The 14,491-nt window shown below is 65.6% G+C and carries 8 protein-coding genes and 4 pseudogenes; 4 read left to right on the top strand and 8 right to left on the bottom strand.

Annotated features, from left to right (window positions below):
- Positions 1 to 67: 67 nt before the first annotated feature.
- The 4 genes and pseudogenes from PV796_RS41570 to PV796_RS41555 all read right to left on the bottom strand — a co-directional run.
- Positions 68 to 880 (bottom strand): annotated as a pseudogene (locus PV796_RS41570) (IS481 family transposase); the annotation flags it as partial.
- Positions 881 to 991: 111 nt separating this feature from the next.
- Positions 992 to 1,201: pseudogene (locus tag PV796_RS41565) on the bottom strand (IS5/IS1182 family transposase); the annotation flags it as partial.
- 82 nt (positions 1,202 to 1,283) lie between these two features.
- Positions 1,284 to 3,320, bottom strand: a complete 2,037-nt coding sequence (locus PV796_RS41560; protein ID WP_274919615.1) for a glycosyltransferase family 2 protein — start codon at positions 3,318 to 3,320, stop codon at positions 1,284 to 1,286.
- Between the two features lie 194 nt (positions 3,321 to 3,514).
- A complete protein-coding gene (locus PV796_RS41555; RefSeq protein ID WP_274919614.1) occupies positions 3,515 to 4,582 on the bottom strand; it encodes an IS110 family transposase in 1,068 nt (355 codons plus the stop codon).
- Positions 4,583 to 5,123: 541 nt separating this feature from the next.
- On the opposite strand from PV796_RS41555, the gene PV796_RS41550 reads away from it, so the two are divergent.
- Both PV796_RS41550 and PV796_RS42600 read left to right on the top strand, forming a co-directional pair.
- The gene (locus tag PV796_RS41550; RefSeq protein ID WP_274919613.1) at positions 5,124 to 6,203 is read left to right on the top strand and encodes an ISL3 family transposase; all 1,080 of its coding nucleotides are present in this window, start codon (positions 5,124 to 5,126) and stop codon (positions 6,201 to 6,203) included.
- A gap of 139 nt (positions 6,204 to 6,342) precedes the next feature.
- Positions 6,343 to 6,600, top strand: a pseudogene (locus PV796_RS42600) (ISL3 family transposase); the annotation flags it as partial.
- A gap of 74 nt (positions 6,601 to 6,674) precedes the next feature.
- Here the strand turns inward: PV796_RS42600 and PV796_RS41545 are convergent.
- Positions 6,675 to 9,008: a tyrosine-type recombinase/integrase gene (locus PV796_RS41545; RefSeq protein WP_274911918.1), complete on the bottom strand. Its 2,334-nt coding sequence runs from the start codon at positions 9,006 to 9,008 to the stop codon at positions 6,675 to 6,677.
- Entirely contained in the window at positions 9,005 to 10,075 is a 1,071-nt protein-coding gene (locus PV796_RS41540) for a tyrosine-type recombinase/integrase (protein ID WP_274911917.1), read from the bottom strand. The genes PV796_RS41545 and PV796_RS41540 overlap by 4 nt, the downstream gene beginning before the upstream one ends.
- A 554-nt stretch (positions 10,076 to 10,629) precedes the next feature.
- Between PV796_RS41540 and PV796_RS41535 the strand changes: the two genes are divergently transcribed.
- Positions 10,630 to 12,642 (top strand): phage tail sheath C-terminal domain-containing protein, encoded by a 2,013-nt coding sequence (locus PV796_RS41535; RefSeq protein WP_274919612.1) that lies wholly within the window; start codon positions 10,630 to 10,632, stop codon positions 12,640 to 12,642.
- Between the two features lie 142 nt (positions 12,643 to 12,784).
- Positions 12,785 to 13,121: pseudogene (locus tag PV796_RS41530) on the top strand (helix-turn-helix domain-containing protein); the annotation flags it as partial.
- A 99-nt stretch (positions 13,122 to 13,220) separates the two neighbouring features.
- On the opposite strand, the gene PV796_RS41525 reads toward PV796_RS41530, so the two are convergent.
- A complete protein-coding gene (locus tag PV796_RS41525) occupies positions 13,221 to 14,138 on the bottom strand; it encodes an IS3 family transposase (RefSeq protein ID WP_274919486.1) in 918 nt (305 codons plus the stop codon).
- Positions 14,135 to 14,443 carry a transposase gene (locus tag PV796_RS41520; RefSeq protein WP_274919483.1) on the bottom strand — a complete coding sequence of 103 codons (309 nt, stop codon included), beginning with the start codon at positions 14,441 to 14,443 and terminating at the stop codon, positions 14,135 to 14,137. The genes PV796_RS41525 and PV796_RS41520 overlap by 4 nt, the downstream gene beginning before the upstream one ends.
- Positions 14,444 to 14,491: the final 48 nt, after the last annotated feature.

Below are 14,491 nucleotides of genomic sequence, written 5' to 3'. Positions count from 1 at the left end.
CCCTTCACCTTTCGGATCCAGGTAAGCCATTGGACCCAAGAACCTCCCTCCGAGTTCCTCCCGGTTATGCCGGGGATACGACGGGGCGCCTCGTGGCGCACTGAAAACGCTCGATCTTCCCCGTCGTGGTCGGCGAGTAAGGCTTGATCAGCTTGGCGGTGACGCCGTTCTCCCGGCAGACGCGTTCGAACAGCACCTCGGCGGGCCGGGGCTTGGTGAACCGGCCGGTGAACTGCTTGCCGTTGTCCGTGAGGACCTCGGCCGGCACCCCGTAGGTCCGCATCGCGCGCACGAATCCGTCGGCCACGGCCCGGCCGGACGGCACCGCCAGGACGATGGAGACGACGATGAACCGGGAGTGATCGTCGATCCCGGCGAGCATCTTGCACTCGCGGCCGTCGGCCAGGAAGATCCCGCCGACCAGGTCCATCTGCCACAGATGCATCGGCGTCTCGCGCTGCCACCGCTTGTACTTACGGCGGTGTTTCTGCTCCTGGCGCCGGATCAGCCCGTTGCGCGCCAGGACCCGGTGGACCGTCGCCCGCGACGGTGCGGCACCCGTGCCGGTCCGGGCCACCTCGAAGGCGATGCGGCGGGCACCCCAGCGGGGGTTCGCCCTGTGCATCTCACACACCAGGGCCTCGACCTCGGAGGGAAGCCGGGTCGGGCTGGTCCGGGGGCGCCGGGACTTCTCCCTCAGCCCTCCGAGCCCCTCGGCCTCGTGCTTCGACTTCCACGTGTAGACCGTCTGGCGTGACACGCCGTACCGGACGGCCACCTCACTGACCGGCGAACCGTCGAGTACCTCAAGCACCGCCCGGTACCGCTGCTCGACGAGCCACGCAGGGCCACGCTGCCCCGATTCATCCTCATTACCCACAACTGTTCATGATCGAGGATCAGTTGAGACGTCGTCAAGAATGTCCTGATACACCCGTCAAGCCTCTCCCGAGACTCTTCTGTCAGCTATCTCTTGAGGCCACACACGACACTGGGCGAACGTCTCGTTCTTCCGCAGGTGAGCGAGCGCGAGCAGGGCCTGCTTGAAGCAACCCAGCCTCCGCCAACGCGAGTTGATCTCCTGGCGCCGTGCGTGCAGCAGCCAGGCAACATGCTCAACGAGCTCGTGCGAGACGTCGAGACTGGCAGAATACGGAACCAACGAAGCCTCCGTTGTCGGCGTGATGCGTGAGAACACCACACCAACGACGGAGGCTTCGCCATGTCACCAACAGGCCCGCTGACCAGCAACTTCACTCTTCAAGAGTCGGGATGAAAGAGGTTCAATGAGCCTTTCCGGACCAGCGTACGGCTTGACCCAAAGCCCGCTTCAGTCGATTCCGTGCTGCTACGAAGAGTTGCACTCGTCCGACCCGGAGGGTCAGTGTGTCGTGTCCGGGCAGTGGCTTGGCGTAGTGGGGTAGGCCGAGGCGGTGCCAGCGTGCGGGGTGGAGTGATGCCTGCGGTGGTATGGGGACCGTCCAGTGTGCACCTGTGCCGGGTACCGCGAGGTCAAGCGAGAATTGCCATTGCCCCGGTGTGCTGATCGGTAGCAGTGCGGTGAAGGTGCCGTCGGGTGCGGTGAGTTGCACCGCGACGGTGTGATCCAAGCCGTCCAAGTTTCGAGCACGCAGCGCCAGCGAGCCCTGCGGCCAGCTCGCCAGGGTGCAGTGGCCGTTGACGGAGAGGGTGGCAGGGACATCGGGAGACCATGTGGTGTTCATCACGCGCAGGTGTGGGGGTACTTGGTATTTGCTTTCGCCGATGTCGAGGGTGAGATTGCCGTACGGCCTGGTGGTGTACAGCGTGGCTGCAGTACCCTGCGGCGTGATGAGCGTGGTGGTAGCGGTGGTCGATGATGGTGTGCGGTTGCTGCCGAGACGGACCTGTTTGGTGATGCCCTGGGCGCCTACGGCCAGGAAGATGTCCCAGAGTCCGGCCGTTAGCGGTGCCAGGTCGATCGTGACGTCGAAGCCGGCCATTGCGTACTCGTAGCCTTCGTTGTCTTCGTCGGTTCCCAGGCCCGGGGTGGGGGTATGGCGGACTGGGAGACGGCGCTCGTGGCCGGAGGATCGCTCGCGTAGGACGAGCTCGGTGCTCACTTGGGTCGTGGTGATGCGGTCGATGTATGCGTGGCCGGTCAGGCGTAGCCCGGTCGTGTTGAGCCCGGCGGAGTCGACGCGGTGCCGGACGGGGAGCTCAGTGGTGATGTCGTAGCAGTCATCGGGGATGTTGAGCGTGGAGTGGCGGAAGTAGGGGTAAAGGGCGTAGGCGCGCCCGCTTTCGACGTGGAGTTGGGGGTTCGTGGCGGCCAGGGTAGTAGTGCCGTAGCTGGTGGCGCCCTGGTCGAGTTCCCAACGAGCGAGGGAGAGGAGTTCCTCAAGCAGGTTGTGGCGGATGAGATGGCAGCGCAGCCGCACCACGGCGGGCAGGCGGGCTGCCAATCCTTCGGTCCAATACAGCGCAACCATGCCGGCCATTTCGCGCAGGAGTCTGTCTTGGCGGCTGCGCTGCGGCTCCTGGCACAGCTGCAGGATCACGGAGCGGAGTTCGACAGCGAAGTGCCGGTGCATCAAAGTGTCGCGGTCTGGGCCAGCCGGGACGCGCTGTGCGACGAGCTCGGTCATCGTTTTGAACAGCTGCATCCACATCCGCGTGCTATGCCTCTGGGAGGTGATGTTGTTGCCGTCCTCCCTCGCGACCCAGTGGAGGCAGTCGTAGTCGGATATCACGGATACCGAAGCGGCTTCGAGGTAGGCGGTGGCGACGAACGGCTGATCCTCGCCTATCGACAGGCTCGTATCGAAACGAAGTTCGAGGCGGTCGATCAGTTCACGGCGAAAGAGTTTCATTGGATTCAGCGTCCAGTAGACCCGGGAGGCGAAGACATCGGTTCTGGGCTGGTTCCACCGGAACATCGACCGAGGCGCGCTGCGCCCGCCTTCTCCGACGATCCGACCCAGAACGACGTCGGAGCCGTTGGTGTCAGCCACGACAACCATGCGCTGCAGCGCTTCGGGCCCGAGGTGGTCGTCCGCGTCGAGGAAGAAGACGTACCGGCCAGCAGCCTGGCCGATACCCAGGTTTCGAGGGCCCGCTGGTCCTCCAGAGTTCGGCTGGTGGATCACGCGCATCAGCGGCGCCCGCGCCGCCAGGCGGTCGAGTTCCTGCGCCGTCCCGTCTGTGGAGCCGTCATCGATTGCAATCAGCTCGATTCGGTCCGCGCCCAGGCTCTGGCCGAGGACAGAGCTGACACTGCGGGTCACATACGGTATGGCGTTGTATGCGGGGATGATGACCGTGACATCCGGTCCAGGCATGCTGAAGTTCTCCATTTCTGCCGTTCAGAACAGAAGCCAGTACAGGGAAGTCTCCGGCGCCGGGCAAGGAATAACGTGGGGCAGGAAGCCTCAGTCGCCCAGCAGAAGCGTGGACAGGATCAGCTGGCCCGACACACAAACACAGTGCGGGCATCTCTGCTGCTCGTGAGGTGCATGGAAGCTCCTATAGATCGTCAAGCGGTCTGCGGGAGCGATGTGGTCGTGGTGTGTAGGTGTGGCAGGTTCCTGTAGATCTCGCGGGCGACGAACCGTTTCAGGCATCGGATGATGTCTTTCTTGGTGAGTCCTTCGGCGGTGCGTCGGGCGACGTATTCGCGGGTCCGCGGGTCGTACTTCATGCGGACGAGGACGATGGTGTGCAGGGCGTTGTTGGCCTGGTGGTCGCCTCCCCGGTTGAGGCGGTGGCGGTTGGTGCGGCCCGACGACGCGGGAACGGGGGCGGCCGCGCACAGGTGGGCGAAGGCCGCTTCGGACTTGAGCCGGCCCGGGTTGTCGCCCGCGGTGGACAGGAGCTGTCCCGCGGTTTCGGGCCCGACGCCGGGCAGGGCGATGAGCCGGGGTGCGGCCTTGGTGACCAGCGGTCCGATCTCCTTTTCGGCGTCCTTGATCTCTTCGCTGAGCTGCTGGTAGCGGCGGGCCAGACGCCGCAAAGCGGTTCTGGCCGCGCAGGTCGGGTCGGCCAGGTCACCGGTGGGGCGTGAGCGCGCGAGGGTGTCGATCAGGGCGCTGGTGGACAGATCGCGCAGCTTCTCGCGGACCGCGGACGGTGCGGTGACGATCAGGGTGCGGATCTGGTTGATGGTCTGGGTGCGGGCCTTGACTGCGCTCTTGCGGACCACGCGCAGGGAGCGGATGGCTTCCACGATGCCGTTGCGGGTCTTTGGTGTTCCAGTGGCGCGGCCGGAGAGCACAGCGGTCGCGGCCGCATAGGCGTCGACGGGGTCGGACTTGCCGTTGTCGCGGCGGGCCTTGCGGTCGGTGCGGTCGACTTCGATGACGGTGAGATCGTTCGCCGTCAGGAAGCGGGCGAGTTCGGCGCCGTAGGCGCCGGTGCCCTCCATACCGACGGCCAGAACTTCGCCGTGGGAGCGCAGCCACTGCAGGAGCTGCTGGTAGCCGGCGGGGCTGGTCTCGAACGCCGCGGTGGCCAGGCGACGGCCCACCGTGTCGATGACCGCGGCCTGGTGGAGGTCGGTGTGCGTGTCGATGCCGCCGATGACCGCTATCTCATCTGCTGCCATGCTGGAGTTCGCTGCCTTTCCGTACGACGCGTGAGGGGTGGCACGCGCCGGTCGGGCAGACGGACGAGACAGTGATGGGACCTTTGGCCGGGCTCCTATGAAGTCACAGACGCCCGACCGGCCACGTGCGCAGCAGCATCGCCCGGCGGGCCGACGGTTCCAGCAAAGGACAGCCGAAGCGTCAGTCAGACGGAGAGTCAGACCTCCGGGCGATGCCATCTACATCCTCACTGTCAGACGCTTCCGTTCTCGGCTGACCGCAGCGACGGTGCAGAGCCGACTCAAGGCCAGCGAACGACACCCCTGGAAGCAGTCGTCAGCTAGGCAACAGCTTCATTCTTATGTGCGAACACACCGAGAGTCGATGGCCGGCCGGCCCCAAACCACGCCGAAGAGCTACTCCTCAATCACCTATCGACTCCAATCCAATCAACCTTGGTGGCCATACTGAGCCGAGCTCAACGCCGGCCGAGTCTTGGTTCTGGATCACTTTCAGTGCTGGGGCCACGGAGGGTTACCGAAACCGCGATCATGAACGGCCGTGGGTGATGTGCTCCTCCAGGACCTGTGGTTCCACCAGGTCGACGGTGTCGTGATTGAAAACGTCGTGTCTGAGGGCGAGTTGGTGGCCGTGCGGGCCCGGACGGCTGTGGAGCAGGCCGTGTGTCCAGCGTGCGGGACGCTGTCGGCTCGGGTGCACAGCCGGTACGTACGTCGGCTCGCCGACAGCGCGGTCGGTGGGCGACCGGTGTTGATCGAGTTGCAGGTGCGGCGGTTCCGTTGCGGTCAACGTTCCTGCCAGCAGGCGACGTTCGCCGAGCAGGTCGACGGCCTGACCGTACGGCACGGTCGTCGGAGCACTGGGCTGCAAACGGTGCTGGAGCACCTGGCCGTGATGCTCGCCGGCCGGGCGGGTGCCCGCCTGTCCCACGCCCTGGCGGCCGGGGTGAGCCGGTCGACGCTGCTGCGGTTGATCCGCCGCCTTCCGGAGCCGGAGAGCTCGACGCCGCGGGTGCTCGGGGTCGACGATTTCGCGCTGCGCAAGGGCCACAACTACGGCACGATCCTGATCGACATCGAATCCCGTCAGCCCATCGACCTGCTGCCGGACCGGACGACGGCGACGGTCGCTCGGTGGCTCACCGACCATCCCGGCGTCGAGGTGATCTGCCGGGACCGTTCCACGGCCTATGCCGAAGCCGGACGCCTCGGCGCTCCCGACGCGGTCCACGTCGCGGACCGCTGGCACATCTGGTCGAACCTCGCCGAGGCCGTCGAGAAAACAGTCGTTCAACACCGCGCTCTGCTGCGTGAGCCGCACGACTCTGCCGCGGCCCGAGACACTGCGGTCATCGATGAGGCGGACCTCAAAGCCTGCTCTGCCACAGGGCCGCGGACAACCGGCCGGCTCTCCGACCGGGGCCGGGAACAGCACGCGGCCATTCACGCCCTCCTCGACCAGGGCGTCGGACTGCGCGCGATCGCCCGTCAGCTTGAACTGGCCCGCAATACCGTCCGTCGCTTCGCCAATGCGGCGAGCGCGGACGAGCTCTTGGTCGGCCGGTGGGCCGGCCGGGCCAGCATCCTCGACCCCTACAAGCCCTACCTGCACCAGCGGTGAGCGGAGGGCTGCACCGTCGCCCGCCGCCTCTTCGAGGAAGTACGCGAGCGCGGCTACCCCGGTGGTGAGAACGTCGTGAAGGTCTACGTGGCCATGCTCCGCGAGAACTTCCCGCACGCCCCCCCGCAAGGCGCCGTCCGTGCGGGACGTGACCAGCTGGCTCACCCGCCATCCCGACCGTCTCACCGATGACCAGGCCCAGCAGCTCAAGGCGATCCTCGTCCGCTGCCCCGCACTCGACCGCACCGCCCACCACGTCCGCGCGTTCGCCGAGCTCATGAACAACCGTCAGGGTCGGGACCTGAACCAGTGGATCACGAGCGTCCAGGCCGACGACCTGCCCGCCCTGCACACCTTCGTCACCGGCCTCGGCCAAGACCTCGACGCCGTCGTCGCCGGCCTGTCCAGCTCCTGGAGCTCCGGCCAGGTCGAGGGTCAGAATACGAGAGCCATTCTGTGGAATCAGAATTGTCAAGCTTGCTGCGGTTTGCCCTGGCGGACGTCGAGGATCGGAAGGAGGGGCGTGTTCGGTGGGACGTCGAGTTGGCGGGGTGTCGGTCCGGCCGGGGTGGGGGTGTCGGCGAGTCTGTCGAGGAGGCGGTCGAGCGCGCTCTGGCCGTCGGTGACGGCTGCTTGTTCATCTTCGGTGAGTGGGATCGAGACGGCCATTTTCTGCAAGTTTCCCCTGGCTTCGAGTAGTTGGGCTCTCGTGGAGTCCTTGGGGGTGTAGAAGTCGCAGCGTGCGCAGGCCATGCGGTGCTGGCACTGCTCGAAGAAGGTGTAGGTGCAGTAGCCGTGTCCGAGGTCGTAGTGCTGCCAGGGTTCGCCGGTCGCGGCGGCGCCGGAGGTGACCGCGTCGCGGTCGACCAGGACCTCGATGGTGCGGACGTTCCGCTCGAAGTAGCCCGCCTCGGAGTACGCCTTGGACAGAGTGTTCGGGGTGATCTTCGCGTAGTACTGGGTGGATTGTGGCGATCGATGTCCGAGCCAGGCTTGCAGCTCGAACAGCGTCATCGGTTCCTTGGCGTTGTAGAGCTGGCTGGCGATGGTGGACCGGGCCCGGTGGCTGGTGATGTTCCCTCGGACGTCGGCGTCCGGGACGCCGGCCTTGCGGCAGAGCATCGGGATGATCGTGTTGTTGATGTAGCTGGTGGAGACGCGGCGGGCGCGGACGGCGAACAGCAGCTCGACGTGCTCGCCGGTGCGGCGGTCGGTGAACTTCGGCTGGTCCGGGCGGACGGCCTGCCAGACGTCGATGGCCTGGCCGAGGATCGGGTCGACCGGCTTGGTGAAGGCGGTGCCGGTCTTGTGGGTCGGGACGTCGAGCAGGCAGACCGCATCGCGGGCCAGCACCTGTTGCGAGTCGCCTGCGATCGAGTTCCCGTCGTGCTGCCAGCGGATGCAGCCCAGTCTCAGCCGGGCGATCTCGTTGCTGCGTTGACCGGAGAACAGCCAGGTCAGCGTGACCGCGCGGACCAGTTCGAAGGGGTAGAAGTGTCCGGAGCGGGTCTGTGGAAGATCCGCGGGGTCGAGGTTGAGGCCGGCCCACAACAGCTTCGCCCAGACCTCGTCGGCGATCACCCGTGGGTCGGGGCCGAGGAGGGCGGTGATGCTGCGGGGGATCGCCAGAGCGCGTAGTGGGTCGAAGCGGCGGGGCAGCCACTCCCACTCCTGGCAGTCCCGAAAGAAGGTCCGCAGCGCAGTGATCTGTCCGGCCTTGGTGGGTGCCTCAAGCGGCTTGCCGAGCCGGTCCTTGAGGCCGACCGTGCGCTGGACGTAGTCGCCGACTTTCATCCGGTCCAGTGCGCCGATCCAGGTCGCGCAGGTCTGCCGGGTCCAGTCGGTGGGATCGGCGGCGTCGGGCTGTTCGGCGGCGATCCACCGGCCGACCCGCAGGAGGGTGGAGCGGATGCTGCCGCGGACGCGCGGGGTGAGGGTGGAGGTGTCGTGCCAGCGGTCGGCCCACTGTTCCCAGATCTTGGCGCCGCCAGTGGCCCGCGCCGAGTGACGGCCGGTGCTCTGCAGGGGTGGATCGCAGAAGCCGAGCGCGGCGACCGCCCGCTGCAGGGCGTGCAGGGTGTTCAGCCGGGCGCCCTCCAGCAGCCGGTCGCGGCGGACCCTGTCGAACAGTGCGGTGTCCATGTCCTCGAGGTGCGGGCTGCGGTTGAGCAGGAACAGCTGGCAGGCGACCGCCGGCAGCAGTGTGTCGTCGTCCTGGCCCAGTTGATAGCCCCAGGCGCCAAGGACCGTGCGGAGGCGGGCGATCTCGCTGGTGACGCGGTCGCGTCCGAAGATCCTCCAGGACAGCGTGAGGCGTTGGAAGCTGCCGAGCTGGTGGAACTCGTTGAAGGAGCCGAGCAGGTAGGCGTGCGCCGCAAGGTAGGGGCGGACTTCGTCCCCGGCCCAGGCGGGTGCGTTCTGCCGGAACTCGGCCTGGGTGCGGCCGAGTAGATGGGCCCACTCCTGCGTGGTCCACCCCCAGTAGGCCCGTCTGGTCTGCGCGCTGTGCGTCAGCAGAAGGGCAACGACGTCGAGCATGGCCCTTCGGCGGTGCGGAGTGGGAGGTGAGTCGAGTGCCGAGTTGACCGCCTCCAGCGGACCCAGCAGCCGTGCGATCATGCGCCAGCCCGGTGCGGCCGGGTCGTGGTACTGCAGCCGGCGCAGATTGCGCACACCGAGTTCGAGGACGGCCTGTGTCTCCGCGGGGCGGACCTTGACGGTCGTGTCGTAGCGGTCCGGGATGATCGGCCAGGACCAGCGACCGCCGACGTCCTCGGGGACGATGGCCAGCGACGATGCGATCACCGCGACACCTCCGCCGTCGCGCCGGCCGGGGCGGTGAGCATCTGTATTCGCCAGGCATGAATGTGGTCCATGCCGCGGGCCAGCTTGTCGGCCAGGTCCCGGCCGGAGAGGTGGATGTACTGAAGGGTCGAGTCGGTGTGACGGTGTCCGGCGAAGGACGCGATCGCGTGCAACTCCCAGCCCATGCGGGCCAGATCGGTCAGACACAGGTGCCGGGTGGTATGCGTGGAGAACCGCTCGACACCGGAGGTCAGCGCGAGTTTGCGGACCACTTTTGACCAGGTCCACAGGCTCAGCGGCTGGGCGTGATTGCGCCGCGATTCCGACAGGAACAGCGGTCCCCGGGCCCGGCTGATCCGGGCGCGGTGGGCGAGGTAGTCCGACAGCAGTACCCCGGTCGGTGCCGAGTAGGGCACCACCCGCTCCAGCCGGTTCTTCGTCGTTTCCGCTCGTATCCGCAGCGTGCGGTGGGCCGGATCGACGTCGTCGGTCCGCAGTGAGCACAGTTCCTCGCGGCGCAGGGCGGCGTCGTAGGCCAGGGCGAGCATCACGCGGTTGCGTACCGGCTCGCGCTTGGCGACCTCCAGGACGTTCAGCCACTGCTGTTCGCCGGGAATCCACGGCAGCTTCGTCAGTCGGGGCACCAGGCCGCGCTGCGGACCGCCGTTCCGTCGGCCGGGGGTGTAGCGCCCCCGGCCGACGGGGTTGGACTCCCGCAGCCCCTCTTCCATGAGGAAGTCGTAGAACAGGCGGACCGGCACGAGCCGCTGCTGGATCGTCGCGTTCGCCAGCCCCGCCCCCGAGTCGATCGAGATCACGTTCGCACCCCGGCGGTGCGGCCGCGAGGTCAACTCCCGTACGTAGACGGCGATATGGGAACGGTTCGCGGCGACCGGGTCGACACCCTCCCGCTCGCACATCAGCAGGTACTCGGCCAGTCCCCGGCCGTAGGCGTCGATCGTGCGGGGTGCACGTCCGAGATCCGTCCAGACCGTCAGCCAGGCCGCTGCCTGCTCGTGCCGGCCGAACACCGGCCACTTCTCCGTGAGCACCGTCGTGCCGCTCAAGCCATCTCCCAAGTCCGTGGTTGCACCGGAGAGACATGATCACCCCGGCAGATTCCACGTAACTTCTAAAATGCTGAAGAGGCAGATGTTCGGCCGCGCCAACTTCGACCTGCTCCGCAAACGGGTACTGCTCAGCGCGCGAAGCCGTTCATGATCGCGGTTTCGGTGACCCTCCGTGGCCCCGGCACTGAAAGTGATCCAGAACCACGATTTCACCCGTTGCCGACACCCTCCAACAAACACGGGGCGATTCACAAGATCTGAGGCTGTAGTACCTGCCCCTAAGGGGCTCTTGTTGGGAAGGCTTTAGGCGGTACCGGTCTGCCAGACTGGCGAGCGTACGTGAAATCACTCTCCCTCATTTGGCTGACGCAAGGCTGGATTCAAGCTGCTTCAGCAGTTTGCCGAGCTGACATGACCTTCCCGCGCCGGCTGTTCCGTCACTTCCGATGAGTCCCTGGTGACTGTCTCCGGGGCTCGGAAAGCAGTCACTTATGCCTCCCCCTGCTCCGTATAGCACTCCTGGTATCTACGTCGAGGAACAGCTCAGCGGTATGCGTTCCATCGCTGGCGTCAGTACTTCCGTTCCTGCCTTCATCGGATTCACCCTCACCGGACCCGCCGAACCCACCCTCGTACGCTCCTGGAATGAGTTCACGGACATTTACGGTCCTCCACCAGCAGGTGCTGTGGCAAGTGAGATGGTTTATACCGCCTCCCATGCATATTCGGGTTATCTTCCGGAAGAGCTTGATAGCTGGCGTGACATTGTTGCAATCGCCGCGGGCGCGTATCACACGGTGGGGGTGGACAAGAATGGCGAGGTTCACTACACCCGCAGCGGCGAAGATACGGGTTATCTTCCGGAAGAGCTTGATAGCTGGCATGACATCGTCGCAATCGCCGCGAGCTTGATTCACACGGTGGGGGTGGACAAGAATGGCGAGGTTCACTACACCCGCAGCGGCGCAGATTGGGGTTATATTCCGGAAGAGCTTGATAGCTGGCGTGACATCGTCGCAATCGCCGCGAGCAGGATTCACACGGTGGGGGTGGACAAGAATGGCGAGGTTCACTACACCCGCAGCGGCGGAGATTCGGGTTATATTCCGGAAGAGCTTGATAGCTGGCGTGACATCGTCGCAATCGCCGCGGGCTTGATGCACACGGTGGGGGTGGACAAGAATGGCGAGGTTCACTACACCCGCAGCGGCGCAGATTCGGGTTATCTTCCGGAAGAGCTTGATAGCTGGCGTGACATCGTCGCAATCGCCGCGGGCGTGACGCACACGGTGGGGGTGGACAAGAATGGCGAGGTTCACTACACCCGCAGCGGCGCAGATTGGGGTTATATTCCGGAAGAGCTTGATAGCTGGCGTGACATTGTTGCAATCGCCGCGAGCAGGATTCACACGGTGGGGGTGGACAAGAATGGCGAGGTTCACTACACCCGCAGCGGCGAAGATACGGGTTATATTCCGGAAGAGCTTGATAGCTGGCGTGACATCGTCGCAATCGCCGCGGGCGAGTATCACACGGTGGGGGTGGCTCATCAGGAGGCTGGGCTGACTTTTTCGTTGTGGGATGCGGTTTATGGATTTTTCTCCAACGGTGGCGGAGTGTGTTGGGTAGCCGGAATACGCACCACAAGCGATGAAGGGATCGTTCTACCGGCGGATGAGCTGATCGAGCGTATTATCGGGGAGTCTCAAAGTCTTCCCGGGGTCGGTTTGACCGCACTGGAGAGAGTTCCTGAGGTCACCATGGTCACGATCCCCGATGTCTGGAATATCCCCGGGATCACCGAAGCTCGAGCGGCGGGAATTTGGCAGAAGGCGGCGCAACATTGCGCGAATGAAAACCGAATGGTGATTATGGACCCGCCGAAGGGAGCGAACCCGGACAGGGTGCAGGCGTACGTGCGGGAACTCGGGCTGACGGATACGGACAGTCGGTACGCGGCACTGTACTACCCGTGGGTGGAGACATCCCGCGGCCACCTGGTACCACCGTCGGGACCTGTGTCAGGAGTGTGGTGCAAAGCGGACCGAGAGAAGGGAGTGCACAAGGCCCCAGCCAACATAGCGCTACAGGATGTAAAGGCCTTGGAGCGGGAACTGACCGACCGCGATCAGGATCCGCTCAACGCCGAAGGCATCAACTGTCTCCGCTCCTTCCCAGGCTGGGGCAACCGCGTATGGGGCGCGCGCACCCTGTCGAAGGAAGACCAGTGGCGGTACGTGAACCTACGCCGCTTGATGAACTACCTCGAAGAATCCCTCAAGCTCGGCACACGCTGGGCCGTCTTCGAACCGAACGATCAGCAACTCCGCGACACCTTGTGCGCAAATGTCTCCCAGTTTTTGAAGACACAATGGCGCTCAGGTGCCCTGCAGGGAGCCATCGCACGGGAGGCATTTTACGTCGTATGCGACGAAAGCAACAACACCCCCGAGACTATCGCCGCTGCCAAGGTCATCTGCGACGTCGGTGTCGCCTTGGTACGCCCGGCGGAGTTCATCGTCTTCCGGATTTCCCAGGCCCATCAGGAAGCTCGAGCCGTATAAGAAACCTTCGGTGATCCTCGATCCACCCCCCGGCAATGCCGCTGCGTTTAGGGCTTGCCGATCAATACCGACTTCGGCTCGTCAGGGTGATCTTTCATGAAACCCCTGACGTTGCTGGGGTATTGGTCGTATTCCGTTGTGTGTGAGGTATGCGGATGGGGGCGGACTGACCGCTGCGGGGCCGTACGAGTACAGGCGGCCGAGTTGTTCGAGCAGGAGATCAAGCCGTCGGAGGTCGCACAGCGCCTGCGGGTGAGTCGGAAATCGGCCTACCAGTGGCATCAGTTGTGGCGGGACGGCGGGCCTGGGGCCCTGGCGTCCCGTGGTCCAGGCGGATCGCGGTGTCGTCTGTCCCCGCGCTGTCTGGAGAAACCGCCGCCTGCCTCGAACAGGGTCCGGCCGCGCACGGCTGGGTGGAGGACCAGGTGTGGACCGCAGCGCGGGTGGCCACGCTGATCGGCAGGAAGTTCCACGTCTCCGTGTGTCCTGAGCATGAGAAGGAGTTGGTTGTAGGAACAGCTTCCAATCATGGCGCTGTGTGGAAGATTGAGGTTCCCCCGTCGTTCGGGAGGCGCTGATCAGCTGGTCAGGAGGGGTTGACGGGGTTTCAGGTTCGCTCGTTCGGCCGTTGCCTGCTCGGCGTAGTACTTCTCCTCGAATTCGATCGGGCTGAGGAAGCCGAGTCGTTCCTGGGTGCGGCGGGAGTTATAGAAGCCGTCTGTGTACTCGAAGAGCGCGAGGTTCGCCTCGGCACGTGTGGCGAAGACGCGGCCGCGCACGCACTCGGTCTTGATCAGCATCCACAGGTTCTCCGCGAGGGCGTTGTCGTGGCTGTCCCCGACGGAGCCCATGGACGCGTCAACTCCTGCCCGCAGCAGGCGAGTTGTGAGCTTGATGGATGTGTACTGACAGCCGTGGTCGGCATGGTGGATGAGCTTGCCGGGCTCGACCTCGCGGGACGCGAGGGCGTACTCCAGCGTGGTCAGGACCAGGTCGGCGTCCGCGCGGGCGGAGGTCTCCCAGGCCACCACCCGGCGGGAGAACGCGTCCCGGATCGCCGACAGCCACAGCGGGCCCTCGCCGGTCGAGATCATCGTCAGGTCGGTGACCCACAGCCGGTTCGGCGCCGGTGCGGTGAAGTCCCGGTTGACCAGGTCCGGGGCGAGTGTGGCCTTCGGATCCCGGCGCGTGAAGCCTGTGCGGCGCGGGCTGATGCCCGCCAGGTCGGCCTCGCGCATCAGGCGCTCGACCCGCTTGCGGCCCACGCGTGTGCCCTCGCGTTTCAGCACGGCATGCACGCGCGGAGAGCCGTAGATCCCGCCGGACTCGGTGTGGATCTCCTTGATCCGCTCGGTCAGCTCGACGTCGCGACGCCGCCGCTCGCACGGCTGCTTCTCGGCGCGGCGCCAGCGGTAGTAGGTGGAGGAGGCGATGTGCAGTTCCCGCAGGACGCACTCGACTCCCAGGTCAGGGTGCTCGTCGAGGAGCCCCGTCACCTGGGCCGGGTCGGGTCGAGTTGCGCCGCGAAAAAAGCCGAGGCCGTCCGCAGAACTTCGTTCGCGCGCTTGAGCTGGGCGTTCTCCTTGCGAAGCGCGGCGAGTTCGACGCGTTCGTCGCTGGTCAGCCGGTCGTCCCGCTCGCCGGCATCGGCCTCGGCCTGCCGGATCCAGCCGCGCAGGGCCTCGGGATGCACGCCGAGCTCGATAGCCAGTCGCTTGATCTGGGGCTTCGGGTCGGAGGTCCGGTACATCCGCACCGCACGCTCGCGCAACTCCAGCGAGTACTTCCTGGGGGCAGCCATGGTCGATGTTCCTCTCATGAGAACCATCTGACCCTCTGTCACCATCCT

The sequence above is a fragment of the Streptomyces sp. WZ-12 genome, from assembly GCF_028898845.1.
GTDB lineage: Bacteria > Actinomycetota > Actinomycetes > Streptomycetales > Streptomycetaceae > Streptomyces.
Note: the sequence above shows the minus strand (reverse complement) of the source record. Positions and strands in the feature narration are given on the sequence as shown.

Excerpts from the sequence above, each read along its gene's own strand:
- PV796_RS41560 (WP_274919615.1), bottom strand. The coding sequence starts at position 3,320 with ATGCCTGGACCGGATGTCACGGTCATCATCCCCGCATACAACGCCATA.
- PV796_RS41555 (WP_274919614.1), bottom strand. The coding sequence starts at position 4,582 with ATGGCAGCAGATGAGATAGCGGTCATCGGCGGCATCGACACGCACACC.
- PV796_RS41535 (WP_274919612.1), top strand. The coding sequence starts at position 10,630 with ATGCGTTCCATCGCTGGCGTCAGTACTTCCGTTCCTGCCTTCATCGGA.
- PV796_RS41520 (WP_274919483.1), bottom strand. The coding sequence starts at position 14,443 with ATGGCTGCCCCCAGGAAGTACTCGCTGGAGTTGCGCGAGCGTGCGGTG.